The sequence below is a fragment of the Sporolactobacillus spathodeae genome (genome assembly GCF_016908935.1).
GTDB lineage: Bacteria > Bacillota > Bacilli > Bacillales > Sporolactobacillaceae > Sporolactobacillus > Sporolactobacillus spathodeae.
The window spans coordinates 20,589-46,809 of the sequence record NZ_JAFBEV010000023.1 but is presented as its reverse complement, the minus strand read 5'-3'; the positions used below and the strand labels follow the sequence as shown (position 1 = coordinate 46,809).

The window sequence follows — 26,221 nt, the reverse complement described above, 5'->3', positions numbered from 1 at the left end:
GTGAGACAGATTTGAAAAAATTATAATTTGCTACTAAATACCTATGTTTGTCTGAAGACTATCAAAAAAAGCGGTGAGAGCAAAATAAAAAATTTAGGAGCTGCACAAAACTGGCTCCCATTCTATAAGTAGGAGGCTTCCAGAAAAGCGGTGAGACAGATTTGAAAAATTTATAATCTGCTACTAAATACCTGTATTCATCTGAAGGCTTTTCAAAAAAACGGTGGTATTAAAATAAAAAAATTAGGAGCTGCACAATGCAGGCTCCCATTCTATAAGTAGGAGGTTTCAGAAAAGCGGTGAAAGCAAAATAAAAAATTTAGGAGTCGTTCAAACGCATCTACTCTATAAATGCAAGCATTTCAAAGAAATGGTTAGGCCTGAATAAAAAATTAAAAAAGGGCATGGAAATAAATAAGGCAATAACATCCAGAGAGTTAACGTTTGGTATCGTCTGAGCAAAGTGTTGGTGTTGAATAGCAGGTTGAGAGGAATTAATACTTCACTTTAATAGATAAATTCTGTTGCTGTTTTTCCCAATTGATGTTGGATGGACCGATCTTAAGAGGTATTTTGACGTGGTCATAGAATCCAAACCGAGAAATTCTTTGCATTGACGGTTGGTAATTTTTGGCCCGTATATTAAGCGAAAATCTTCTAATGCAGAGATGTATGCCTTTGGTGATTCTTTACCACAAATGGGACAGTGCCAGTTTTGGGCAATTCGTGTCATTGGGATATGACTGCATGATGGACAACGAACACCTTTAATCAATTCCTCAGCCTGGACTGTTTTGTTAGCAATTAGATCAATAGTCTTCGGATGATTGGCTACGAGCAGTTGTTCGGGCAAGTTTTTAAAAATCTTTGAATTTAGCGAAGCTGCTCCATATTCATTCGTAAGAGAAAGTATTTTTTGCTTTACAGCGGGTCCACGGATGACACCCATCTCTTGTTCTGGAGTTCCATTGACAAAAGTGATATAAGTACCGGGCGATGAGAAAACGACAAGATCTAGAACAGGTATATCAGAAATCGAATTGAAGTGAATGCTAAGCCAATCCTGGAGTTGTTGGCACAAAATCGATGACTGCACTGTCGGATCCTGAAATGTCTCAATTTTTCCATTATAACTTCGCGTCAATTTATGGGTTGCAAAATTAAGTTGGAGCGTTCCAGCAATGTTTTTAACCTCCAAAATCAGGAAAAATGCGGAAGTGAGAATCAAATAATCGATTTGGAAGAAGTAAAGATTGTTTGACAGGCGGAGATCGTGAAAAATGAGAAAATTTTTGTCTGGTAATTCGGCAAGCATGGGTTCAAGCGAACGCTCACCATTGTACCCTGCTCGGTAATTCTTAATTTGTGATTCAATTGAATTCATAAGTGAACCAGGACGGAGCCTTCGGGCGTACGCTTCATATTGTAGTAAATAATATGGAATATTTACAGGCTTGTAAAACATATATCCACCTCTTTTTAAGAGATTTTATCGTGTACTTTGTGCTTTCATTAAAAAGCTGTTGAAACATGAACATACGAGATTTTCTTTTTAATAACTCCGTGTTTTCTTTAAGAGTCGTGAATATGTGTCCGCTTGAATTAGGAGAGTGTCAAAGTGGAAAATTAAAAGGAAGTTGGTTCATCAACTGAATACGAATATTTGTTCTTATTTTATCATACAATTTCTGTGGAAACAATCTTTTGGCGCCGTTTTAAGAGATAAGAAAGTATAAAGATTTTTGCATAAAAATGCAGCGAGGTGCTCTGGCGTCTTGCGGGAAAAGCGAGCCAAGTGAGCCCCCGCAGATTCTCGCTTGTCTGAGGAGGCTCACGGATCGCCTGCGGCAAGTGAGCAACCGAAGCGCAATTATTTAAAAAGGACTTGGCTATGCCAAGTTTTTCTGAATTCTGCACGATGTTATTGAAAACAAATGATCAGCCGTTGATCAGAGTGAAAATATTCACTATGATAGCCCGAATATCGACAGAGTAGGAGTCAGCATCGACAGAGTAAGGGCAAGATCGACAGAGTAGTGGGCAAGATCGACAGAGTAGAGGGCAAGATCGACAGAGTAGAGGGCAAGATCGACAGAGTAGAGGGCAAGATCGACAGAGTAGAGGGCAAGATCGACAGAGTAGAGGGCAAGATCGACAGAGTAGGGCGTCACATCGACAGAGTAGAGGCCAGCATCGACAGAGTAGAGGGCAAGATCGACAGAGTAGGGGGCAAGATCGACAGAGTAGAGGGCAAGATCGACAGAGTAGAGGCCAGCATCGACAGAGTAGGAGTAAGCATCGACAGAGTAGGCGCGAACATCGACAGAGTAGGGCGTCACATCGACAGAGTAGAGGCCAGCATCGACAGAGTAGAGGGCAAGATCGACAGAGTAGAGGGCGGCATCGACAGAGTAGAGGGCGGCATCGACAGAGTAGGGGCCAGCATCGACAGAGTAGGGGCCAGCATCGACAGAGTAGGGGCCAGCATCGACAGAGTAGAGGCAAGCATCGACAGAGTAGAGGGCAAGATCGACAGAGTAGAGGGCGGCATCGACAGAGTAGAGGGCGGCATCGACAGAGTAGGGGCCAGCATCGACAGAGTAGAGGGCAAGATCGACAGAGTAGGAGGCGGCATCGACAGAGTAGAGGGCGGCATCGACAGAGTAGAGGGCGGCATCGACAGAGTAGGAGTCAGCATCGACAGAGTAGGCACGAACATCGACAGAGTAGGAGGCGGCATCGACAGAGTAGCGGCGTCAATCAGCAAAGTAGCGCCGGAACGGGGCCGGACCAAAGAGCTCCTGTTTTGCTAGTCCTGATGATTGGTTTTTCTTTTCAACAAAAGCGAACGCAATGAGCCGTTTGGTCGGCGAATGGACTCCATTGCCAAAGAAGCTGCTGTGATCAGAATCAGTACTTCGGGAATGATCAGCAGCAGGTCGTAAAGCGTTTCGGGAATGAGCGGAGCCATATGTTGATAATAGACTTGAAATTGGAGATCGGATTTGGCGACTGGGCGACCGTTTCGTGTCATCGTGCCGTGCGGATAAATGTCACGTAAATCAAAGCCGCGTCCGTTCATTTTTAAATGGAGAGAAGCGCCGGGGGATCCGCTTAATTGCTGGATGTTTAGCTGAGCGGATGTTCCAGCTGGCAGCTGTTGCAGCGGCACGCGCAGCACAAGCGAGTGTTTACTCTTCAGACGATCGGTTGTGGTTATCAATTTTTGCATGTTGCCGGGGGTGCGAAGTGTGATTAGATAACGGCCATGACCATTTTTACTTTTTACGGCAATTCGGATGCGGTTGAACGATTTTGATGCTTGAAAGGTTTGACCGATTTGGTGCGTGGCGTCGACTTTCGCGGATTTCTTGCCAAGCACATGTGGCAGATTGACTCGATAGTCGCGGACGATTCGATTTTCAGTCACGTCCTGCTGATTGAGTTCGCCGAAGATTAGCACGAGCACAAGCAGGCTGAAGCTCGACCATTGTTTGATGGCTTGCAGTCTTTTTTCAGATGGGTCGTTGTGTTGCAGAATGGTGCGTAAATGGGTGGCTTGATGCCTTAATTCGTGAAAGCCGAAGACAGCGCTGAGCAAAAAATAGGGCGAGAAGAGTAGACTGTAGCGCGGTTCGGCTTCCCAAATAAACGTGTAGAAAAGCAGATTGCCAAATAAGCAAATCTGAATGAGCAGATTTGTGGTCAATTCCCTTGTCCGAAAAAAGCGGACTACAGAAAAAAGCGTCAGAAAGAGGCTGACTAGATAAAACGCTTGAATCGTAAAGAGTACAAGTACGCGCCGATCGCCAAATAGATACGTATACGCAAGGGACGGGTGGCTGGTGAATTCAGTGTACCAATAGTAGCCCTCTGCACCCATGCCCCACGTTCGCGCAATTTTCAGCCCCCAAAGCGTGATCAGGCCGCCTGCTCCGGCGCGATCCATGCGTTCACGGATCACTTGCCAATTGGTGGCGCGCTTGGCTTCTTGCGTTGGCTCGCGGACGGTACGTTTGTAATCGGCTTTATTGTAACCGCCATCGGCGGACAAGCCGAGCATTAGCCAATGCGACGTCGGCATGGCAAGACGCGGGTTCGGTTGATAACCATAAGCACGCTCGACCTGCTGCATCGCCATTTGACAAGTGATTAATAGACCGCAGATGACGAAAAACGGCAGAATAGTTTTTCTCCATCCAGCTTTTACCAGCCAATAAATGATTACTGCTGGCAGGAAGAGAATCAGATTCTGACGGATCTGGCAGCCAAGACCGAGCGCGATCCCAAGCAGTATTAATTCGCGTAGGCGGTGTGTCCGGCTATATTTCTGCCACAGGAGGATCAAAAGCGGCGGAATCATTATGATCGCCGTATCCGTGTAGAAATATAGAGTATAGAAAAAATAAGGAAAAGAAGTCAAAGCCATAGCCAGGAAAAGGTTCCCAGAGCGCAGATTGAATTGCCGAATGATAAATTTCCATAAGAAATAAATACCGGCAAAAAGCGCACCACCGCAGAACAATCGATCGATGATCATATAACTTTGGAAATGGAAGATGGCGAAGATGCGGTAGAGCAGGTAACGCAGCAGCGTAACTGGAATGTTATTCGGATAAATCTGGAAGTAGGCGGCGCCAGATGCATGGTGATGGCGCAGCAAATAAAGCGCCTCGACATACGTGTGCCCGCCGTCGATCAGCGGCGGGCTTATGGTATGGAACTTGAAGATGAGAATCAGTTCAAAAATGCCAATCATCCCGAATAAAACAGCCGCTATTATTTTTTGACCGCGCGCAACGAATCGGTCAAGCCATCGGTAAAACGCTGCAAAAAGAAAGAAAATGAGCAGTGCAAGGACGATCAAGGAGAGAATCAATCGAGCTAAATTTCCTGTATTTGCAAACAAAACAGGCAAACAAGCAGCCATGATTAGAATAACGGCGAATCCGATGGCAAAAGCGATCTGAAAAAGAGAAATAAGGGTGTGCTTAAGCGACACGTGTATCCACATCCTGAATAAAAAATTTCTGACGGATCGCGGCTGCGATTAATAAGCGGTTTTTTTCATCTTCTTATATTTTTCAAGTTTTTCCGCGCGGTGCAGGAGTAGCTTCTTATCCATATGACGCAGCCACCGCCTAGCCTTTCTGTACCGTTTTCGGATCGATTCGCCGATCATGCCAATCACGATCAGTTGCATGCCGCCAACGATCCAAATTGAGAGAATGATCGGGTTCCATCCGGCAGAGAGGTAATCGAATCCTTGTTCCATCAAAATGTGGCAGCCGTTTAGGATTCCGATCCCTATCGCGCCAATGCCCAGATAGGTCACCATTCGTATTGGGGCAAAAGGAGAAGAAGCGATTCTGTCAATGAAGAAATGGAACCCTTTAAAATGCCGAGATTTGGATGAGTTGGTGACTCGTTTTTTCGGTGTGTAAGAGACGTCAGCGCTTTGTAAACCGAGCAGTGGATAGAGATCGCTCAGAAAGATATTTTCATCCTGGAAAGCGTTCATTTCTTTTAGCGCCCTTCTGCTGAGCAAGTAGAGATCAGCGGGGTTCGATTCAAGATGCATGCCGAGCTTTTGCATCGTTTGATAGAAAATCGGGCGAGCACGTCTGATCATTCTCCGGTTCCGCACACCACGGACAAAATCACAGCCTTCGTGATATTTTTTCAAAAATTCGGGAATTACTTGGTCGCCCGCCTGTAGGTTGGCATTGATGGTGATGACGCAATCCGAATAAGGACGTGCGCTCTCAATTCCGGCTATCAATGCGTGCGGGTGACCGAAATTGCGACTCAGTTTTAACCCAGTTACTTCACGGTATTTATTTACAAAATGGGTAATGATTTCCCAGCTGCGATCGGTACTTCCGTCATCAACAAGTAGCAGCGTGCTCGCGGAGTCAATCAAATGATCTTTGCAAGCTTGCAGCAGAATTGCGCGCAGCCGCGGAATGGTTGTATCGAGAATTTTTTCTTCGTTATAACAAGGAACGATAATCGTCACAATTGATTCAGGCATTGTCCGATTCCTCCAGTATTTCACACATAAATAGCGAAAGATAAATGTTTTTAAGTTATACCCATTTTCTACTTTTTATACGTTAAGAAAGTATAAAGATTTCAAAGGAATTAAGTATAAGAAAAACTAAGGCTTCGCCATTGTTCAAAAGACTTGGCTTGCCAAGTTTTTCTAATCATGGTTTGGTTTGGGCACTGTTTTTATCTTAGGCTTTCATTGTTAACGGTTTACTGAATTTAAATAAATTTTGATAAGGCTACAGTGTTTCCCATAAGTTTGTAAATTTTTTGATGACTTGATCCTAGTTTGACTCGCTTTTTACATTTCCTTAATGGCTGCTTAACGTCGCCGTTTTATAATCCGGGTAAACGTTGCTGAAATTTCTTAGGATGGATGTATGAGACAAGCAGGCGGCGGATAGGTTATTAGCAGAGAAAAGCTGCCTGCCCTATAGACTGACAGAAACGTTCGGACAGACCTTGGCGGCTGACTTGCAGCCGAAGTCTGAATCCATCAGCGGATTGCGAGGGGTTTCTTTTGAAGATAGCTGTGATTGGCACCGGTTATGTTGGTCTAGTGACTGGCGTAGCGTTGGCGGAGATTGGCCATACGGTGACTTGCATCGATATTGATTCCGATAAAGTGAAGACGTTGAACCATGGTATTCCGACGATTTATGAACCGGGTCTTGGCGAGATGATGCAGCGAAATATGCAGAACGCTCGCTTGTTTTTCACCGCCGATTACGCACGTGGACTGGATCGGGCGCGTGTCGTTTATCTCGCGGTCGGCACGCCGGAACGGCCGGATGGATCGGCCAATTTAGATTATGTTCGTCAAGCAGCGAGGGATCTTGCCGCGCATATCAGCCATCCGTTGATTGTGGTGATCAAGAGCACCGTCCCCGTCGGAACCAACTATAAAATCCAGCGACTGATTAACCGGCTCGTTCCTGAGGACATGCGTGTTACGATTGCCTCAAATCCGGAGTTTCTACGAGAAGGTTCGGCCATCCATGATACATTCCATGGCGATCGAATCGTGATTGGCACAGATAATCCGGCAGCGGCCGAAGTATTGGAGGAAATTAATCGGCCTTTTGGTCTGCCGATTCTGCATACCGATATTTGCAGCAGTGAAATGATCAAATATGCGTCGAATGCATTTCTTGCGACAAAAATAAGTTTTATCAATGAGATCGCGAATCTTTGCGAGAAACTTGGCGCTGACGTTGAAGAAGTCGCGCAGGGGATGGGGCTGGATCACCGAATCGGGCCGGATTTTCTTAAGGCGGGCATTGGTTATGGCGGTTCCTGTTTTCCAAAAGACACGCACGCACTCGTTCAGCTTGCTGGCAACCATCATCATGATTTTAATTTACTGAAATCTGTGATTGAAGTGAATAGGCAGCAGCAGCGTCTGCTCCTTGAAAAAATTGAAAATCGATTGGGTGGTGATCTGGCAGGCAAGCGGCTCGCTGTGCTTGGTCTCGCGTTCAAACCGAACACGGATGATATGCGCGAATCGCCAGCACTTGTCATGGTACCTGAACTTGCGAAACGTGGGGCTGATTTGATTGCCTATGACCCGATTGCGTCGGGCAGGGCTGAGCAACTGCTTGGTCAAGTAGCGGTTTTCACAAATCATGTCGATGAAGCGCTTCGTGAAGCGGATTGCGCAGTTATTTTGACCGATTGGCCGGATATCCGCAAAATGGAGCCGGAAACGTATAAGCGTCTGATGAAACATGCCATTGTTTTCGATGGCCGCAACTGTTATTCGCCGAACGAGATGCGCCGCGCAGGCATCGATTATTATTCAATCGGCCGACCCAATCGCGCGACAGAGTTTATCTTTTAATCAAGCACCCAATAACGAACATCCCCAATACAGGGGATGTTTTTTTAAAGAGATAAGAAAGATTTTTGCACAAAAATGCAGCGAGGTGCACTGGCGTCTTGCGGGAAAAGCGAGCCAAGTGAAAACCCGCAGATTCTAACCTGTCTGAGGAGACGCGGGGCGCCCGCGGCAAGCGAGCAGCCGAAGTATGGTCACGATAAAAATCGGCATGTTGTTAAGTAAAAATTTGCTCAGACTGTTGCTCATAATGGTGGAACGCTGTTAATTTTAAATGAACCGATTTTCGGCAAAGGTTTATCAAAAGCATTCTTAATGAATACTTAACACTGGATAAATGTTCTATAGCTATAATGGTGAGCAGGCGGCTTCCGCTTAGGCTCGTAGATCATCAGACATCCTACGTTTTTATGGAGGATCAGTATGAAAATTTTAGTTGTTGTCGGTGAATTTCCGAAACTCTCGCAGACGTTTATATTAAATCAAATCACCGGCTTAATTGATGCCGGTCATGAGGTCACGATCCTGGCCAAACAGCCTGCGCCCGATCAGAAAGTGCATGAGGATGTGCGGCGATACCGCCTTCAGGAGCGGGTTATTTATTATGGAGCATCTGAAGGGGTGCGAATGGGAAAATTCCGCAAGCTTCAGCAATTTGCAAAAGGATTGGCTGGCTTATTTTTAAAACATGGCCTTCACCAAATTCGATTAAACGATTTTGTCAGACATCCGAATCTGATCTTAATGGCGCGTTGCCTGACTCAGACAGACTTGTCGGACAGGCAGATTATCCTCGCACATTTCGGTCCAAATGGGATACTTGCTCAGAAATGCATGGAACGCGGGCTGCTTGGTGGCCGTCTTTTTGTGGCGTTTCATGGCTATGATATGCTGCGCTATGTGCGGCAAAAAGGTAACACTGTCTATCAGGACTTGTTCCGCTCACCGGCAATTCTGCTGCCGATTAGCGATTTTTGGCGGCAGCGCTGCTTGTCGCTCGGGGCAAAACCGGAGCAGATAATCGTGCATCATATGGGCATCGACTTGTCGGCCTTTCAAGCGGAGGCCGCCGAGCCAGAGGAGACATTGCAAATTGTTTCAGCGGCGCGTCTTGTGGAGAAAAAAGGACTGGACGATGCGATTGAAGCGATTCGTCTACTTGTGCAAAGAGGATTCAAGGTCCATTACGCGATCGCTGGCGATGGCCCACTCGCCGGAGAACTACACCAGCGGATTCAGGCTGCAGGACTGGAGACAGTGATTGAACTTGTTGGCTGGTGCACGCAGGAAGAATGGATTCATCTCGCATCTCGTGCACAGCTTGTGCTTGCGCCGAGCGTGACGAGCAGTGATGGTGATATGGAGGGGATTCCGGTTCAATTAATGGAAGCGCTGGCGATGGAACGACTTGTGATCGCCACGCGCCACAGCGGTATACCGGAACTAATTGCGGACGGTGCGAACGGCTGGCTCGTCGCCGAGCACGATCCGGTTGGACTTGCTGCGGCTATTGAAGCCGTGATCCGCAATCCTGAGCGTTGGACGAAGATTGTGAACCAAGCGCGGCAAACAGTGGCAAAGGAATTTAATATCGAAACACAGAATGCACGCTTAATTCGTCTTTTCGAAAGGGATATCAATCCATGAGCGTGATAAAAGCGATAAAAGCGATATTAGGACAAGGCGGCGCCGGTCATGGATTTATCAAACGGCTGTTTGGCTTTTCGATCGGGCCAATTGGCGGAGCGCTGATCGCCTTTATTACAATCCCGTTAACGACGCATTTTATTGTCCCAGAAGAATACGGCAAAGCCGGAATGTTCTCGCTGATCCAGATGCTTTTTGTCACATTCCTATATCTCGGTGTTGATCAGGCCTATACGCGCGATTACCATGAGACGGCAAATCGATTGCGGCTGTTCCAAAATGCGTTGATCGTACCGTTCCTTTTTTCGATGTGCTTATTTACGGTGATCTGCTTGAATATGAATTTGGTTTCCCAACTTGTGTTCGGTGATCCAAACGATCATTTGGCAGTTCTGCTGATGGCTGTGATGCTGCTATCGATGATTCTCGAACGCTTTATTCTGCTTTCGATTCGCATGGAGGAAAAAGCCTTCGCCTATTCCGTTTTCTCAATTTTAATTAAGCTTGTGATTCTTGCGGCAACACTTGTATTCGTTTTGATGATTCGGCGCGATTTTCTTGCTGTCATCTATGCAACCACAATTGGGCAGATGACCGGAGACCTTTATCTAATCATTCGCTATCGGCGGTTACTCGATTTTCGTGGTTTCCACCTTGACTGGCCGCTTATCAAGCGACTGCTCCTCTTTGGTCTGCCAATTGTTGTGGCCGCCTCGGCCGCAACATTCCTCAACTCAGCTGGCCAGCTTTCGTTGCGGACGTGGAGCAACTTTTACGAACTCGGAATCTTTACGGCAACCTTGAAAATTTCATCGGTTCTTTCGGTTATCCAGACCAGTTTCACCAATTTTTGGGTGCCGACTGCCTATCGCTGGCATAGCGAAGGGAAGGATATTCGATATTTTCAATTAGTCAGCGATGGCCTGCTGCTCATTATGACTCTATTATTCTTTGGCGTCTTGATTTTCAAACAATTGATTGTCTTTGTTTTGTCTCCAGATTATGCATCAACCATTTACAGTATTGGCTTTCTTTGCCTGCAGCCAGTGATGTATACGATCAGCGAGACAACAACACTCGGCATCGTCTTCTCCCGAAAAAGTTTCTTGAACATTTGGGTCAGCGTGATCGCGCTTGCGCCAAGCCTGGTGCTAAACAGCTTGCTCGTTCCCCAGTTCGGGGCGATCGGCGCGGCATGCGCCACCGGTGTGGCTTATCTTTTTTTCTTCTGCGCGAGAAGTTTTTTCTCCAGTAGGAATTGGACCAGTTTTCCATTGAAACGCCATTATGCGGTGATGGTTTTATTGTTCGCGGCTTCTTGCATCAACGCGTTCGCACTTCCGTTTATAGTTCCGCTCAATTTGGGCATGCTAATGCTAACTTTAGCGGTTCAGACGGGAACAATACGTCGTTTTTCTGAGCGATTTAGCTTGAGGAAGCGGACGGATCGGCCAACGGCAAATCTGTGATAAAGTTTACAGAAGCTTTAACTTCTCACCATAAAAACAATACATTCCGCTTCTATAATCGATACATGTACCAAAGATTGAAGGACACGGTTTCCGAGGAGTGACTTTCGTGAATGCGGAAAAACAGGTAAAAATTTTTACAGATTATTCTATTATCCAGAAAACGCCGGATGTGTCGCTGCCCGAGGGAATCAAGCCATATCTTTGTTTGAAACGAGCGGTGGACATCATCGGTTCTCTTGTCGGACTTGTATTGGCCGCTCCAGTCCTATTGCTTTTCTCTCTATTGATTGTTTATGAAACACCGGGATCACCTTTTTATATTCAGGAACGTGTCGGACAAGGCGGCAAACGATTTAAGCTAATTAAATTGCGTTCGATGCGCAAAGACGCGGAGAAAGCCGGTGCGAAATGGGCGGAAAGCAATGACCCCCGTGTAACAAAAGTCGGGCGGTTTATTCGCAAAACACGAATTGATGAATTACCCCAGTTTCTTTCAGTGCTGAAAGGCGATATGTCGCTGATCGGCCCGCGTCCGGAGCGGCCGATGTTTACCGAACAATTTAATCATGAAATTCCCGGATTCAAGAAACGGTTGCTTGTTAAACCTGGCCTAACAGGGTTGGCTCAGGTCAACGGCGGTTATGATCTGACGCCGAAAGAGAAGCTTGTTTATGACTTGGATTATGTCCGTCATCTTTCTCCAGCAATGGAACGTGCTATTTTTGCGAAAACCATCCGCGTGTTATTCACCGGCGAGGGTGCCAGGTAACGATAAAAAAATGATAACTGGGGGATTTTCGATGGAAAAGGTCATCGTCACAGGAGGCGCGGGGTTCATCGGTTCGCATACGGTCGAACAATTGCTCCGTGAAGGCTACCAGGTTGCCGTCATTGATAATTTCACAACGGGTCATCAGGAAAATATCGCTGATTTACCGGTCGATGTCTATGTCTGCGATATCGCCGATTCAGCGGTTATTGAATTAATCAAATCAATCAAGCCCGATTATATCATTCATCTCGCGGCACAGGTGAGTGTTGCACAATCCGTTGAGGATCCACTATTTGACCAGCGGATCAATATTCAAGGATCACTCAATGTGATGAATGGCGCGCGATTCGCAGGTGCTCGCAAAATCGTGTTCGCCTCTTCAGCTGCTGTCTATGGAAACCCGAGCGAATTACCAGTCACGACGCGTCATCCAACACGTCCCGAGTCGCCGTACGGTCTTGCCAAATTAACCGTGGAACATTATTTACAATTGTTCCAGAGTTTTTATCAGCTTCCGTATGCGATTCTTCGTTTCAGCAATGTCTACGGACCGCGGCAGGATGCGGCAGGCGAAGGCGGTGTGATTTCCATTTTCTGTGAACGCCTGCATAAGGGCACACCACCGATGATTTACGGTGATGGCGAGCAGACGCGTGACTTTATTTATGTGCAGGACGTTGCTCGTGCACTTGCCGCAGCATTGAAACTGGAAGAAAATCTCTGCGTCAATGTGTCGAACGGCTCTTCGGTCACAATCAATCAATTATTTCAGCAGCTGCGCGCGGTCGCGCATTCCGATTGTTCCGTTTATTATGGTCCGGCGCGGCCTGGTGATATCCGCCACAGTATGCTGGCAAATGATGAAACGAAGCGATTGCTTGGCTGGAAACCGCTTGTTTCACTAGAAAAGGGACTCCGGGAAACACTGGATGATACGTATCGGCGCATGAAAAAAGCCGGCAAGAAGGCTGTACACTGATAGCTGGTCGTTTGCATTTCTTAGCGCGATTAGCCTTATCTCAAGAAAGCAATTGTGTTTACAAGAAGAGCAGGACAGGGGAGGCCACTCAGATCACTCGATTGTCTGAGGGGTCTCCCGTCCTGTTCACAGCAAGAGTGACCGAAGCCGAGAAAAGTTAGACCAAAGCCGAGAAAAGTTAGGCCGAATCGAGCAAAAGTTAGGCCGAATCGAGTAAAAATTAGGCCGAAATCAAGGAAAGTTGCTCCTAAATCAAGAAAAGTTGCTCCGAATCGTGAAAAAGTCGCACCGAAATTCAGGAGTTACACATAAATCGAGAAAAGTCGCACCGAAAACAAGCCCAGTTTTCTAACAGGAATTGGGGATTTGCCTTGGGAAACGGAGAGAAAGCGATGGATGTGGACAATAAAACAATATTTTGGCTGATTCGCCTGATTTCAATCGTGCTGGCCTGCCTTGTCGGTATTTTGATGCTCGATAATGTATGGCTGAAGCTTATGCTATTGCTTGTTTGGACCTGGCTTGTCCTTGCCGCATTGCTTTTGCTCAAGAATCGGGCAACGAGTGGGCAGATCATGTCCGGCCTGCTCTTTGTTTTTATCGCCAGCACTTTTCTCAATCAGGAATTTCTCAGCATCCGGGTCGGCATGGTCACTTTATTTGTTTATCGGCTGATGCTCGCGGCCTGTCTGCTCTATTTTCTCGGTTGTTTGATACGAAAACAGTGGGTGGCACGGGCCTGGCGCGAAAGTCCGGTGAAGGCTTATCTGCTCTTCTTCGTGCTTTGGGGTGTGTACGGCGCTGCTTCGCTGATCTGGGCGGCATCGTTCAGCGAAGGTTTGAAGTATTTACTGCTGCTTGGTACGGGGCTCTTGTTTGTGTTGCTTGCTGCATTGACACTGAATCAATGGGCGGATCTTCAATGGTTTCACACAATCTGGCTCGTGATGACGGCGCTGCTAATGGGTATCGGTCTTGTGAATTATTTCGGTCAAATTCAGCTGCCGACTTCCTCACTTTATGGTGGGCCCGCCTATAAATTAGGCTATCCGACAGCGGTTTTTACGAACCAGAATGACTTCGCCACGCTGCTTTCGATTTCGTTTTTCTTTTTTCTCGCATTCGCTTGCGAAAAACGAGCGCTTGTCTGGAAGGCGTCCGGCAGTATCGGCGCCTTATTATCTTTTTTCCTAATTGTTTTGACCGAATCACGAGCTAGTGAACTTGGCGTCGTTGCAGGTAGCGCCTTCTATTTGTTTCTGATGGTTCCGACGCGCTGGCGACGGCGCGTACTGGCAGCTGCCGGCGTTTTGCTCGTTGCCGGCGTGATTCTGTTTTCTGGTTCAATTTTTTCAAAAATGACCCCATATATGACGGTTGAGACGGATTATTCAATCAACGATGTGCCAGCCTCTAATATTGTACGGATACATTTGCTTGAGAGCACGCTGCATTACCTTGCCGATAGTTTCGGGGTGGGGACAGGCGCGGGTAATTTATCATTTGCGCTGAGTACACGGCCGGTATTCAATACCAATCATATTTTTGAGGCACATAACTGGCTTGCTGAAATCGCCGGGACATTTGGAATTTTCATCGGTGTGGGTTATCTGATTATCTATTTAGCTTTGTTTTACAGTCTTTATCGCTATGCTTGTTCGCTGCCGAAGCAAACGAAAGGCATGCTGCTGAAAGGCGCGCTTTGCGGGCAAATCGCCTTTCTTTTCTCGAGTATTAGTCCGAGTTCGGTCAGTAATTTATATTTTCACTGGATATTCCTAGGCTTTCTCGTCACGCTGCTTGCGGTTTTGCGGAAAGAAGCAGCGAGCAGCTATTGTTCTGGAGGTATGTAAATGGAGATCATCAGCAGGATAGGCAAACGGTTAAGAAAATACTGGGTATTTGTTCTTGCGGTGCCGCTTGTGTTCGGTTCGCTAGGCTGGCTGCTGCCGGTTGGCAAATCTTTTTCGCATTATCAGGCTTCGGCGACGATCTGGCTTGGTAGCTATGGCGATGCCAATTACAATCAAGCGGAAAATGTGCGGATTCTTCTTTCAAATGAACCCTTTTATAAAGAATATCTTCCGGAGTTATGGAAAAAGGATCAGACTAATTTTCCGGCGGACTTGACGGTCACTGTTCTGAAAAATACGATGGTGCAGATCGCCTATACGGACAATTCACGTCAGCAGGCTGCGGCAATCACCAATCAAGTCGCCGATCGATTTATTGCGCGCGATCATCAGGCTTATACGGCGAAAAAACAGATTATTTCCGATACACTTAAACGTCTCGATCGTGCGCCTCAGGGGACAACAGACACGGCTCAACTCTATTATCAACTCAAGAGCGCGGAACTGCGGAACAAGCCAGCACAAATTTTGCAACGTGCCAATCCAGGAACCGCTCGCGGTAGCGCTGCTTTTTCATCCAAAAAACGGTCAGCTCTCGGTCTCGTTTTCGGTCTGACGCTTGTCTTTTTCATGGCGGCGTGGCCTGAATTGGTTCGAGAAAGGGACAAGAGGAAAGAAGGCGGCGTGTGATGACGTGTGAAGTGCAAGTCAGTGTGATTACGCCGTGCTATAACGCAGCCGCGACCATTCAAGCAACCATTGACTCGGTTTGTGCTCAGTCACACCGAGACTGGGAGATGATTATCGCCGATGATGGGTCAACAGATGGATCGCGGGATCTGATTAGCCAAGCTGCAGCGCGTGATTCGCGTATCCGCCCGGTTTTCGCCAAAAGTAACGGCGGCGCGGCTCGGGCTAGAAATCTTGCGCTCGACGTGGCGCGTGGGCGCTATATCGCTTTCCTCGACAGTGATGATTGTTGGAAACCGGATAAGCTAGAAAAGCAGCTCGCTTTTATGCAAAAACAGGGTTGTGCCTTCTCATTCACTGCTTATGAGTATGTGGACCGAAAAGGGCAGCCATTAGGAAAAATTATCGCGGCGCCGGCTCAAGTACGTTATCGCGATATGCTGAAAAATACGATCGTCGGCTGCCTGACCGTGATGATTGACCGCGAGCAAACTGGGCCGTTCCACATGCCGGATTTGAAGAGTCGGCAAGATTTGGCCACCTGGCTGTCGCTATTGAAACGCGGCTACGTCGCCTATGGACTGGATGAGAATCTCGCGGACTATCGAATCAGTGGTGCCAGCTCGCTATCCGGCAATAAGTGGACAGCGGCCAAAAAGACATGGCATGTCTACCGCAGGCAGGAACGGTTGCCGCTTGCTAAGGCCTGCTGGTATTTTTGCCATTACGCGGCCAATGCTGTTCGAAAACATATCTAATTCAGCGAGAAAGGATCCATTTTGATGAAAAATATACACTTAATCGTCGCCTCCAGTCCATGGACTCAGGACGGACTTCGTTACCGACGTCACCGACTAGCTGAATATCTGCGCGCGCAGGATGCGACAAAGGAAGTAATTTGGCTCTGCCCGTCCGCTGATGACGTGGCAGAGGACTTTACCACTCTTGAAAATGGGATTAAAGAATGGCGCATTGGCGACCTGTCGCCGCATAAAATTTTTCGATTCGCCCGTTTTGTGGATTATTTTTACAGGGAGAAGGCGGAACGATTTCTCGACCAATTGCATCATATGAATGGACGTTTTTTTCTGTGGTATACGTTTCCAGGCTTTCCGCTCTTAGCCGACCTGTTTCCGTGGGAGAAAATCATTTATGATTGCAGCGATTTATGGGGGGCGCCGATCAGCGGTCGTTTGTCCATTTTGATGCAAATGCGCCGCGCCGTGATCGGGCGGGCGGAAACACGGATTATCCGCGGTGCCGATCAGATCTACTGCACATCGGATTATTTGCATCGCCATGTTGCCGGCAAATTGCTATCGCGTGACGGCGCGCGGATTACCACGCTTGAGAACGGTGTCGAGTATGATTGGTTTAACCGTTCCCCGCGTTGGATTAAACCGGTTTTGCCTGAAGGCTTTCATGGAAAAGTGATTGGCTATCTTGGTGGAATTAAGCCGAAGCTTGATTTCCAGCTCGTTCGTGCGGCGGCATTAAAACAGCCCGATTGGCTGTTTCTGTTCATTGGTCCGGATAATACCGAGGGGCACGCAGATTTTCAGAGTCTGCTCGAACTCGAAAATGTTCTTTGGACCGGACCGGTCGCGCCAGAAGAAGTGCCGGATTATATGCGCTTAGTTGATCTCGGGATGATGCCTTATAAAGCTTCGCCTTATAATGCCGCTGTTTTCCCGCTCAAATTATTTGAATTTTTGGCAGCAGGCAAACCGGCAGTCGGCGTCTGTTTACCGTCAACACGCGGCTATAGCGAAAAGGGTGTCTACACTTCGCTCGAGAGCGACGATCCCGATGGTTTCTTACAAAGCTGCCGGCAACTCTTGGAAAATAGTGATGCTCAAGACTTGATTGCCCGTCGAAAGGCAGCGGCGCGGCGAAAGGATTGGCCACACATTTTCGATCAGATGACAGATTTTTTAAATGAGACGAAGCGCCCGGGACTTGCTGAAATTTCGCGGTGAATTCGACGCGCACTATCTTGACTTAGTAAAGGTTCTGTATATAATTAGAATTGACTTTTTTATATGTAACGAAGAAAACTTTGGCACTTGCAGCAAGCGAGCAGCCGAAGTACGTTTGATACGAATTAGCGTTTACTACGCCAACTTTTTATCAAAAGATTAGAAAGTATACGATTTTTGGCGGAAAATGTAGCGAAGGCGCGAGACGCCTGCGGGAACAGCGTGCCAGCGAGACCCCGCAGACTTTTGTCTGTTTGAGGAGGCTCGCGGTGCGCCCGCGGCAAGCGAGCAGCCGAAGCACACTTGATACGAATTAGCGTTTACTACGCCAACTTTTTATCAAAAGATTAGAAAGTATATGATTTTTGGCGGAAAATGAGCGAAGGCGCGAGACGCCTGCGGGAACAGCGTGCCAGCGAGACCCCGCAGACTTTTGTCTGTTTGAGGAGGCTCGCGGTGCGCCCGCGGCAAGCGAGCAGCCGAAGCACACTTTGATAAATATCCAGTTTTTCTTAACAGATACGGTTGACGCGTTCATCTGGAATCTTCCACTTTATAATAGACTCATGTTCCTTGAGTCGTTTCCCCAATTAAATGCATCTTGGACCTTGAAATTTTGGGAAAGGCTGTGAGGATAGGGTTGGAAAATAAGCTGAAATTGTACGGCTTCAACAATCTCACGAAAGCTCTAAGCTTTAATATTTATGACGTCTGTTATGCGAAGAGCGAGCGCGAGCAGAAGGACTATATTTCATACATCGACGAACAGTACAATTCAGAACGCCTGACCCATATTCTTTGCCATGTGACGGACATGATCGGCGCTCATGTGCTCAATATCAGCAAGCAGGATTACGATCCACAAGGGGCAAGCGTGACCTTGCTGATCGCTGAGCAAGAGTTTCCAGCGGATAAGATTGACACGTCTTGCAACCTCGGCAAATTGCCGGGCAGAGACACAGTTGTCGGTCATCTCGATAAAAGTCATGTCACCGTGCATACGTATCCCGAATATCATCCAGGCAATGCCATCGCGACGTTTCGTGTCGATATTGATGTCGGCACATGCGGCGAGATCTCACCTTTGAATACTTTAAATTACTTGATAGGTAGTTTTGATTCCGATATTATTACTGCCGATTACCGTGTTCGCGGGTTTACTCGTGATGTGAACGGGAAAAAATTGTTTATGGATCACCATATGACATCGATTCAGGACTATATTGATACCGAGACGCTCGAAAAATATGACGCGGTTGATATCAATGTCTATCAAGCCAATCTGTTTCATACCAAAATGTTGATTAAAGAGCCCGAACTGCAAAATTATTTGTTTAATCGCGATGTGCTAGAAATCCCGCCGAAAGAACGACTGGCGATTTCCAATAGCTTGCGGCGCGAAATGATTGAAATTTTCAGTGGGGCAAATATTTATTAAAAACAAGGACTGCTTAGAGCCTTGTGATTTTACCTGACGATTGGAGTAGGATGCGAAAAATGGACCCTCTGTCCCAAGAGAGAGCCCCGGTGTTGGAGGCTCTGAATCGTTATAAAGCGATGCGCGTTGTCCCGTTTGATGTGCCTGGTCACAAACGCGGCAAAGGGAATCGGGAATTGACGGATTTTCTTGGCGAACGCTGCCTGACGGTGGACGTGAATTCAATGAAGCCGCTTGATAACCTCTGCCATCCGGTTTCAGTGATTAAAGAAGCGGAAGCGCTGGCTGCCGACGCTTTCGGCGCGCGCCATGCTTTTTTTATGGTCAACGGGACAACTTCTGCCGTTCAGAGCATGGTGATGACCGCCTGCAAACGCGGTGAAAAAATTATTATGCCGCGCAATGTGCACCGCAGCGCAATCAATGCATTGGTGCTCAGCGGCGCGGTTCCCGTTTACGTGAATCCGGGGATGAATCGCCAACTCGGTATTTCGCTTGGTATGTCGCTGGATGATGTTGCCCAGGCGATTCACGAAAACCCGGATGCGAAAGCAGTTCTGATTAATAATCCAACCTATTATGGTGTTTGCTCGAACCTGAAGGCAATTACTGAACTCGCGCATCGTCATGGTATGCTGGTGCTTGTTGACGAGGCGCACGGCACGCATTTTTATTTCAGCGACAAGACGCCGCCATCGGCCATGTCTGTTGGCGCCGACATGGCGGCTGTCAGTATGCATAAATCTGGCGGATCGCTAACGCAAAGTTCGCTTCTGCTCGTGAATAATCAAGTCAGCGAGGGTTATGTGCGGCAAATTATCAATCTGACGCAAACAACAAGCGGATCCTACCTATTGATTTCTTCATTGGATATCTCTAGGCGGAATTTGGCGCTCAGAGGCGAAGCAATTTTTCAGAAAGTGATTGACCTTGCGCAGTACGCGCGCGAGGAAATCAATAAAATCGGCGGTTATTACGCCTTTTCCAAAGAATTGATCAACGGCGACACAATTTATGACTTTGATGTGACCAAGCTTTCGATACATACACTCGATATCGGTCTGGCGGGAATTGAAGTTTATGATATTCTGCGCGACGATTACGATATTCAGATTGAGTTCGGCGATATTGGCAATGTGCTTGCCTATGTTTCCATCGGCGATCGAGTGCTCGAACTCGAACGACTCGTCTCTGCGCTTTCGGAGATTAAGCGACGCTATGCCAAAGACAAAACCGGCATGCTTTCGCAGGAGTATATTCGGCCAACTGTCGTGCTGCCACCACAAGAGGCTTTTTATGCGGCCAGCGAGCCAGTGCCGCTTGAGCAGGGGCTTGGGCGAATCTGCAGTGAGTTTGTCATGTGCTATCCGCCGGGTATCCCGATCTTGGCCCCTGGCGAGGAGATTACGCCGGCTGTCCTAGAATATATTCAGTATGCAAAAGAAAAAGGCTGTTTTCTGACCGGTACACAGGATAGTGCTGTCAATAAGGTACAAATCATCAAGGAGTGATCATATGGAGCTCTGGTTTACGGAAAAACATACGGATGATGTCAATTTTTCAATTAAGGTTGATCGCCAGCTCTATACGGGACAAAGTGATTTTCAGCGAATTGACGTGTTTGACTCGCCAGAATTCGGTCGTTTTCTGACACTTGACGGTTATATGATGTTGACAGAAAAAGATGAATTCATCTATCACGAGATGATTGTCCACGTGCCGATGATGGTGCATCCGGATGTCCGCACGGTTCTCGTGATTGGCGGTGGTGACGGCGGGGCGGTCCGCGAATTGGTCCGCTATCCGGGCGTTGAACATATCGATCTTGTTGAAATTGATCCGCAGGTGGTCGCGGTTTGCCGCAAGTATTTGCCGCAAACGGCTTGCCGGCTCGATGATCCGCGTGTGGCGATCCATTATGAGGACGGATTGAAATTTGTTCGCACGTGTGAGAATGCTTATGATCTGATTATTGTTGATTCAACCGATCCGTTTGGCCCAGGCGAAGGCCTGTTTACGAAAGAGTTTTACGGGAATTGCTTCAAAGCGCTGCGGGCAGAAGGCTTGATGGTTAACCAACAAGAAAGTCCGTTCTATCCGAAGGACGCGATCGCAATGCAGCGCGCGCACAAACGGATTGTCGAATCGTTCCCGATCAGCCGCGTCTACCAAGCACACATCCCGACCTACCCGTCAGGACACTGGCTGTTCGGTTTCGCGTCCAAACGCTGGCACCCAATCACCGATTTCAATCGCCAGCGCTGGACCGATCTTGGCTTTGACACGCGCTATTACAATAGCAGCATCCACACGGGCGCCTTCGCCCTGCCGAATTACGTCAAGAAGCTGCTCGAAGACGTGGAGTAAAGACGTTAAAAAAATGAGTCTGTGCGCTGCATTTTTTTTCAAACAGCTAGATTTTATCCGAAAAAAGAATATCTTTACAAAAATGTCCAATAGCTACGTGCAAGAACCGGAATCGCCAGTGTTTATTTGAACCGGGGCTCTTTTTCCGGTACACTGACTGTAGATTTGCAGCGAAAGTTGTCGAAATAAAGTTGTTAAGCGTAAAATCAGTATCATTTTTGCTATAGAGGAGGCTCTCTGCCATGGGAAAAGCTTTAATCATTGGTGCTGGCGGCGTTGCGAGCGTCGTCGTTCACAAATGTTGCCAGAATTCGGATGTATTTGAAGAAATTTGCATCGCCAGTCGAACAAAGTCGAAATGTGACGCGTTGAAAGAGAAACTTGACGGTGGAAAAACGAAAATCCAGACCGCTCAAGTTGACGCCAACGATGTGGATGCACTCGTTCGCCTGATTAAACAATTCAAGCCGGATATCGTTATCAATGTCGCATTGCCGTACCAGGATTTGACGATTATGGACGCTTGCTTGGCGACGAAAGTGGATTATGTCGATACGGCGAATTACGAACCGGAAGATACCGCGAAGTTTGAATACAAATGGCAGTGGGCCTATCGTGACCGTTTTGAAAAAGCCGGCATCACCGCTTTACTCGGCAGTGGTTTCGATCCAGGTGTCACAGGCGTTTTCTCGGCCTATGCGCAGAAGCATTATTTTGATTCGATTCATCAGATTGACATACTCGATGCCAACGCCGGCGATCACGGCTATCCATTTGCAACGAACTTCAATCCGGAAATCAATATCCGCGAAGTCACCGCTAAGGGTAGCTACTATGAAAATGGCAAGTTTATTGAAACCGATCCGATGTCGATAAAGACTGAATACAATTTTCCGCAAATCGGTGCGAAAGATATTTATCTGCTCCATCATGAAGAAATGGAATCGCTCGCACTGAATATCAAGGGCATTGAGAAAATCCGTTTTTGGATGACGTTCTCGCAAAACTACCTGAACCATCTGCAGGTGCTGCAGAATGTCGGCATGACGTCGATCGAACCGATTGAGTTCGAAGGCAAGGAAATCGTGCCGCTGCAATTCCTCAAAGCGGTATTGCCAGATCCAGCCTCACTTGGTCCGCGCACGAAAGGCAAGACCAATATCGGCTGTATTTTCCAAGGGGTAAAAGACGGCAAGCCGGTCACCTATTATGTCTACAACGTTTGCGATCACCAGGAATGCTATCGTGAAGTCGGATCGCAGGCAATTTCCTATACCACCGGTGTTCCGGCGATGATCGGCGCAGCGATGGTGCTGACCGGCAAGTGGAAAAAACCGGGTGTCCACAATATTGAAGAATTCGATCCCGATCCGTTTATGGATGCGCTCAATCAATTCGGACTTCCATGGCATGAAAGCTTTAATCCGGAATTAATCGACTAAGGAGGCCGTCTATGGCAATCGATTTTCAGGCAGCCCCCTCGCCAAGTTATATTGTTGATGAAGCACTATTGACACGCAATCTGGAAATTTTACAGCAAGTGGAGGCGCGCACGGGCGCGAAGGTTCTGCTGGCTCAAAAAGCGTTTTCGATGTTTGCGCTCTATCCGCTGATTGGCAAATACTTATCAGGCGTCGCGTCCAGCTCATTGTTCGAGGCGCGGCTCGGCGCTGAAGAGATGGGCAAAGAGGTGCATATCTATGCGCCAGCGTTTCGCGAGGAAGAATTTGACGAGATTCTGCGCTACGCCGATCATATTGTTTTTAACTCATTTAGCCAATGGGATAAGTATAAAGACAGGGTCCGTGCAGCGTCTAGAAAAATCAGCTGCGGGATCCGCGTCAATCCTGAATACTCAGAAGTTGAGACCGGGCTCTACGATCCATGCGCCCCGTATTCGCGAATGGGGGTCACAGCCGCCAACTTCCAAACGGACGATTTGGAAGGGATTGACGGTCTTCATTTTCACACATTATGTGAGCAGAATTCGGACGCGCTCGCGCATACACTTGAGGCGGTTGAAGAAAAATTTGGCCGCTATCTTAAGCAAATGAAGTGGATCAACTTCGGCGGCGGCCATCACATCACGCGCTCGGATTACGCGATTGACACACTGATCGGCTGCATCACGCGGATGCAGGAACGATACGGGCTTGAGGTGTATCTGGAGCCCGGCGAAGCCGTTGCGCTGAATGCCGGTTATTTCGTCTCAACGGTACTCGATATTGTGCATAACGGCATGGACCTGGCCATTCTCGATTCATCGGCGACTTGCCATATGCCCGATGTCCTTGAGATGCCGTATCGGCCGAAAATTATCGGTGCCGGCGAACCTGGCGAATACGCGTATACGTATCGACTGGGCGGCCCGACTTGTCTCGCCGGCGATGTGACCGGGGATTATTCGTTCAAGAAGCCGCTTCAAGTCGGCGATCGGCTTGTCTTCTGTGATATGGCAATCTATTCGATGGTTAAGAACAACACGTTTAACGGTATCCCGCTACCGACGATCGCGAGCTATAACGCGGCAGAAGGCCTGTGCGTCATTCGCCGCTTTGGCTATGAGAATTTCAAAACAAGGCTCTCCTGAAAGGGCAAAGTTCGAGCATTTGAATAATAAAGAAAGCAGTCCGCCGATAGTTGGTGGACTGCTTTTTCTGTGTGATACGAAAATTAACGCGTTATTTTTTTCAACATGTCTTCAGCGAGATTCGCGAAGAAATGGCTGCTCGGCAGGATTGCTTTTTCATCGATCGTCATATCTGGATGATGCAAATCTGCAGTTCCCGAAACGCCCATAAAAAAGAACGCGCCGGGAATTTTTTTCAGATATTCGGCAAAATCCTCACCGGCGAAAGAAGGCGAGGGCTGAACGACCGTTAAACCGCTTCGTTCCGCGCTCTCCTGCGACCAGGTGGCGAGCTGCGGCACGTTGCGCAGCGCCGGACCAATTTTCATATAATTGAGCGCTGCCTTCACACCAAACGCTGCGGCAACACGCGTGACAACCGCCTCCATCCGTTCAGCGATCACGCTGCTGACTTTTTCATCAAAGGTGCGCACGGTACCTTCCAGTTGGGCATTTTGCGGCAGGACATTCCAAGTGTTTCCCGATTGAATGCGCGTTATGCTGATGACCGCACTGTCTAGCGGCGACAAATTGCGGCTGACAATCGACTGCAACGCGGTAACGATTTGCGATGCGGTGACAATGACGTCGCTACCTTTTTCCGGGCTTGCCGCATGCGAACCGATTCCTTCGATATCAATCATGAACCGATCGACACCGGCCATCATCGCGCCTTCATTGATACCAATTGTGCCTGTCGGAAGGCTCGGCATGTCATGCATGCTGAAAATCGCTGCAACATCGCTCAGTACGCCGCTTTCTAGAACACGCTGCGCACCGCGGCCGATCTCCTCTGCCGGTTGAAAAAGAATTTTCACCGTACCGGCCAATTGATCTTTGCGGCTATTGAGAAGCTGAGCGGCGCCGAGTATCGCCGTCATATGAAAATCATGGCCACAGGCGTGCATTCTGCCGGGAATTTTTGAAGCAAAGGGAAGGCCAGTCGCTTCCTGAACTGGCAGCGCGTCAATATCAGACCGCAGCGCAAGCACCGGGCCTGGATGTTTGCCGCGAATCACAGCTAGAACGCCGGTTTCCAGGGGGAAGTCGAGCAGCTCGACTGCCGCGCCGGACAGCTGCTCTTTAATCAAGCGAGTGGTTTCATACTCTTCAAAAGCAAGTTCAGGCGTTGCATGCAGCTTTCGCCGGCAATCGATCAATTTCTTTTCAAACGCATTTTCGTCCGATAAGTGGGGCATCATGATTCGCCATCTCCTTGATCCGGTTGTACCGCTTCTTGGAAAAAATATAGCTTAAGCATACACGACTCTGTCCGGGTCGGCAATTGCCTGCTTCTTTTCCTGCTGTTATGAGAGAAATGGCAGAAAAGGGACATAATAACGGCATGGATCAGCCTGAGGCAGGGAGGCCGGATAGCGATGATGCCCCATTTCAAAAATAAAATGACGGGTAAGCCATTACGCGTATTCTATCTGACACTTGCGGCAATCATTCTCGCCGTCGTCCCCTTGATTTGTTGGGGGGGCAAAGGATCTGCGCATCAAGAAGCAATTGCCAGTGCAGGGCACCAGGCGCCACCAGATTCTGTTTACTTACGTAAGCCAGATGTGACACTGGGCAATCTTCCGGATGGGAAAAAAGTCAGCCATAAACTTTTTAAAGGCATTTCTTCGATCGATTTTACCTTTGGTGTTTTGCCGGACACACAATTTTATAGCAAATCGCATCCGGATATATTCCGCAAAATGAATCAATGGTTTGTTGCAAATCAACAGGCGTTGAATTTGAAATACATTTTTCATCTCGGTGATATCGTCAACAATTTTGATCAACCCTACCAGTGGAAAACGGCAGATCGCGCGATGGCAATTCTTGACCAGGCGCACGTACCTTACGGGGTCATTACAGGCAATCATGACGTCGGCTATTTGACCAATTATCGGCCCTATTATCAATATTTCGGTGAGCCGCGCTATCTTTGGAATCCATGGTACGGTGGATCGTATAAAAATAATCGGGGGCATTTCGACCTGATTGATGTTGATGGTAAGAAATATATTATGCTGGCAATGGGATGGGGGATTAGCGGCGATGAAATCAGTTGGATGAATCAAGTGCTGCGGCTGTACGGCGATCGGACAGCTATTCTCTACGTCCATGACTATCTGAACGGCAGCGGCCAAAGAAGCCTGCAGGGAGAGCGGATCTTTCAGCGCGTTGTTCGACCGAATCCGAATGTGAAAATTGTGATGAATGGGCATAGCTATGGCGCGGCGCGACGGATTGACGCGATTGATGACAATTTGGACGGCAAGCCTGATCGCCAGGTGATGCAGATGCTTTCAGACTATCAATCGCTTAAAGGTGGACAGGGTTATATTCGTGTTATCGGTTTTGATCTGAAACATGACAAAGTTTACGTCCGCACGTTCTCGCCGCAAGTTGGACGCACGCATGCCTTCAAGAAAAATAAAGACAACTTCGCGTTTCACTTTGATTTTGACTGATCAGTCAGGGAAACAACGGTTGTTGATTTAAAGGCG

Annotated in this window: 20 protein-coding genes; 16 read left to right on the top strand and 4 right to left on the bottom strand. The window is 47.8% G+C overall.

What is annotated here, in order from left to right:
• Positions 1–502 precede the first annotated feature (502 nt).
• The gene (locus JOC27_RS10975) at positions 503–1,465 is read right to left on the bottom strand and encodes a nuclease-related domain-containing protein (protein ID WP_205007343.1); all 963 of its coding nucleotides are present in this window, start codon (positions 1,463–1,465) and stop codon (positions 503–505) included.
• 571 nt (positions 1,466–2,036) lie between these two features.
• Between JOC27_RS10975 and JOC27_RS10970 the strand changes: the two genes are divergently transcribed.
• Positions 2,037–2,813 carry a coiled-coil domain-containing protein gene (locus tag JOC27_RS10970; protein ID WP_205007342.1) on the top strand — a complete coding sequence of 259 codons (777 nt, stop codon included), beginning with the start codon at positions 2,037–2,039 and terminating at the stop codon, positions 2,811–2,813.
• On the opposite strand, the gene JOC27_RS10965 is transcribed toward JOC27_RS10970, so the two are convergent.
• Together JOC27_RS10965 and JOC27_RS10960 are read right to left on the bottom strand one after the other, a co-directional pair.
• Positions 2,810–5,002 (bottom strand): glycosyltransferase family 39 protein, encoded by a 2,193-nt coding sequence (locus tag JOC27_RS10965; protein ID WP_205007341.1) that lies wholly within the window; start codon positions 5,000–5,002, stop codon positions 2,810–2,812. The two genes, JOC27_RS10970 and JOC27_RS10965, sit on opposite strands and share 4 nt — an antisense overlap.
• 48 nt (positions 5,003–5,050) lie before the next feature.
• Positions 5,051–6,034, bottom strand: a complete 984-nt coding sequence (locus JOC27_RS10960; protein WP_205007340.1) for a glycosyltransferase — start codon at positions 6,032–6,034, stop codon at positions 5,051–5,053.
• 537 nt (positions 6,035–6,571) lie between these two features.
• On the opposite strand from JOC27_RS10960, the gene JOC27_RS10955 reads away from it, so the two are divergent.
• The 14 genes from JOC27_RS10955 (at position 6,572) to nspC (ending at position 23,678) form a co-directional block, all read left to right on the top strand.
• Positions 6,572–7,894 (top strand): UDP-glucose dehydrogenase family protein, encoded by a 1,323-nt coding sequence (locus tag JOC27_RS10955; RefSeq protein ID WP_205007339.1) that lies wholly within the window; start codon positions 6,572–6,574, stop codon positions 7,892–7,894.
• A gap of 420 nt (positions 7,895–8,314) precedes the next feature.
• Positions 8,315–9,538 carry a glycosyltransferase gene (locus JOC27_RS10950; protein WP_205007338.1) on the top strand — a complete coding sequence of 408 codons (1,224 nt, stop codon included), beginning with the start codon at positions 8,315–8,317 and terminating at the stop codon, positions 9,536–9,538.
• The gene (locus tag JOC27_RS10945) at positions 9,535–11,007 is read left to right on the top strand and encodes an oligosaccharide flippase family protein (protein ID WP_205007337.1); all 1,473 of its coding nucleotides are present in this window, start codon (positions 9,535–9,537) and stop codon (positions 11,005–11,007) included. The genes JOC27_RS10950 and JOC27_RS10945 overlap by 4 nt, the downstream gene beginning before the upstream one ends.
• A gap of 109 nt (positions 11,008–11,116) precedes the next feature.
• Complete coding sequence (locus JOC27_RS10940; RefSeq protein WP_205007336.1) at positions 11,117–11,779, top strand: sugar transferase; 663 nt, start codon at positions 11,117–11,119, stop codon at positions 11,777–11,779.
• Positions 11,780–11,810: 31 nt separating this feature from the next.
• Entirely contained in the window at positions 11,811–12,761 is a 951-nt protein-coding gene (locus JOC27_RS10935) for an NAD-dependent epimerase/dehydratase family protein (RefSeq protein ID WP_205007335.1), read from the top strand.
• Between the two features lie 392 nt (positions 12,762–13,153).
• Complete coding sequence (locus JOC27_RS10930) at positions 13,154–14,614, top strand: O-antigen ligase family protein (RefSeq protein WP_205007334.1); 1,461 nt, start codon at positions 13,154–13,156, stop codon at positions 14,612–14,614.
• Positions 14,615–15,304, top strand: coding sequence for a hypothetical protein (locus JOC27_RS10925; protein WP_205007333.1), 690 nt, complete (start codon positions 14,615–14,617; stop codon positions 15,302–15,304).
• On the top strand, positions 15,304–16,062 hold the full coding sequence (gene tuaG / locus JOC27_RS10920; RefSeq protein ID WP_205007332.1) for a teichuronic acid biosynthesis protein TuaG: 759 nt from the start codon (positions 15,304–15,306) through the stop codon (positions 16,060–16,062). The genes JOC27_RS10925 and tuaG overlap by 1 nt, the downstream gene beginning before the upstream one ends.
• 24 nt (positions 16,063–16,086) lie before the next feature.
• Positions 16,087–17,283 carry a teichuronic acid biosynthesis protein TuaH gene (gene tuaH / locus JOC27_RS10915; RefSeq protein WP_205007331.1) on the top strand — a complete coding sequence of 399 codons (1,197 nt, stop codon included), beginning with the start codon at positions 16,087–16,089 and terminating at the stop codon, positions 17,281–17,283.
• Positions 17,284–17,923: 640 nt separating this feature from the next.
• On the top strand, positions 17,924–18,721 hold the full coding sequence (gene speD / locus JOC27_RS10910; protein ID WP_205007330.1) for an adenosylmethionine decarboxylase: 798 nt from the start codon (positions 17,924–17,926) through the stop codon (positions 18,719–18,721).
• Positions 18,722–18,771: 50 nt separating this feature from the next.
• Positions 18,772–20,232 (top strand): aminotransferase class I/II-fold pyridoxal phosphate-dependent enzyme, encoded by a 1,461-nt coding sequence (locus JOC27_RS10905; RefSeq protein WP_205007329.1) that lies wholly within the window; start codon positions 18,772–18,774, stop codon positions 20,230–20,232.
• 4 nt (positions 20,233–20,236) lie between these two features.
• Positions 20,237–21,088 (top strand): polyamine aminopropyltransferase, encoded by an 852-nt coding sequence (speE, locus tag JOC27_RS10900; protein WP_205007328.1) that lies wholly within the window; start codon positions 20,237–20,239, stop codon positions 21,086–21,088.
• Between the two features lie 242 nt (positions 21,089–21,330).
• Positions 21,331–22,530, top strand: coding sequence for a saccharopine dehydrogenase family protein (locus JOC27_RS10895; protein ID WP_205007327.1), 1,200 nt, complete (start codon positions 21,331–21,333; stop codon positions 22,528–22,530).
• Between the two features lie 11 nt (positions 22,531–22,541).
• Entirely contained in the window at positions 22,542–23,678 is a 1,137-nt protein-coding gene (gene nspC, locus JOC27_RS10890) for a carboxynorspermidine decarboxylase (RefSeq protein ID WP_205007326.1), read from the top strand.
• 83 nt (positions 23,679–23,761) lie between these two features.
• Here nspC and JOC27_RS10885 read toward each other — a convergent pair whose 3' ends face one another.
• On the bottom strand, positions 23,762–24,919 hold the full coding sequence (locus JOC27_RS10885) for an amidohydrolase (RefSeq protein WP_415641067.1): 1,158 nt from the start codon (positions 24,917–24,919) through the stop codon (positions 23,762–23,764).
• 177 nt (positions 24,920–25,096) lie between these two features.
• Here JOC27_RS10885 and JOC27_RS10880 point away from each other — a divergent pair, with 177 nt between their 5' ends.
• Complete coding sequence (locus JOC27_RS10880) at positions 25,097–26,185, top strand: metallophosphoesterase (RefSeq protein ID WP_205007325.1); 1,089 nt, start codon at positions 25,097–25,099, stop codon at positions 26,183–26,185.
• The last annotated feature ends 36 nt before the right edge of the window (positions 26,186–26,221 follow it).

What these genes read in the sequence shown, in the direction of transcription:
- JOC27_RS10975 (WP_205007343.1), bottom strand. Translation starts at nt 1,465, where the DNA reads ATGTTTTACAAGCCTGTAAATATTCCATATTATTTACTACAATATGAA.
- JOC27_RS10960 (WP_205007340.1), bottom strand. Translation starts at nt 6,034, where the DNA reads ATGCCTGAATCAATTGTGACGATTATCGTTCCTTGTTATAACGAAGAA.
- JOC27_RS10950 (WP_205007338.1), top strand. Translation starts at nt 8,315, where the DNA reads ATGAAAATTTTAGTTGTTGTCGGTGAATTTCCGAAACTCTCGCAGACG.
- JOC27_RS10945 (WP_205007337.1), top strand. Translation starts at nt 9,535, where the DNA reads ATGAGCGTGATAAAAGCGATAAAAGCGATATTAGGACAAGGCGGCGCC.
- JOC27_RS10935 (WP_205007335.1), top strand. Translation starts at nt 11,811, where the DNA reads ATGGAAAAGGTCATCGTCACAGGAGGCGCGGGGTTCATCGGTTCGCAT.
- JOC27_RS10930 (WP_205007334.1), top strand. Translation starts at nt 13,154, where the DNA reads ATGGATGTGGACAATAAAACAATATTTTGGCTGATTCGCCTGATTTCA.
- JOC27_RS10925 (WP_205007333.1), top strand. Translation starts at nt 14,615, where the DNA reads ATGGAGATCATCAGCAGGATAGGCAAACGGTTAAGAAAATACTGGGTA.
- tuaG (WP_205007332.1), top strand. Translation starts at nt 15,304, where the DNA reads ATGACGTGTGAAGTGCAAGTCAGTGTGATTACGCCGTGCTATAACGCA.
- tuaH (WP_205007331.1), top strand. Translation starts at nt 16,087, where the DNA reads ATGAAAAATATACACTTAATCGTCGCCTCCAGTCCATGGACTCAGGAC.
- JOC27_RS10905 (WP_205007329.1), top strand. Translation starts at nt 18,772, where the DNA reads ATGCGAAAAATGGACCCTCTGTCCCAAGAGAGAGCCCCGGTGTTGGAG.
- speE (WP_205007328.1), top strand. Translation starts at nt 20,237, where the DNA reads ATGGAGCTCTGGTTTACGGAAAAACATACGGATGATGTCAATTTTTCA.
- JOC27_RS10895 (WP_205007327.1), top strand. Translation starts at nt 21,331, where the DNA reads ATGGGAAAAGCTTTAATCATTGGTGCTGGCGGCGTTGCGAGCGTCGTC.
- nspC (WP_205007326.1), top strand. Translation starts at nt 22,542, where the DNA reads ATGGCAATCGATTTTCAGGCAGCCCCCTCGCCAAGTTATATTGTTGAT.
- JOC27_RS10885 (WP_415641067.1), bottom strand. Translation starts at nt 24,919, where the DNA reads ATGATGCCCCACTTATCGGACGAAAATGCGTTTGAAAAGAAATTGATC.
- JOC27_RS10880 (WP_205007325.1), top strand. Translation starts at nt 25,097, where the DNA reads ATGATGCCCCATTTCAAAAATAAAATGACGGGTAAGCCATTACGCGTA.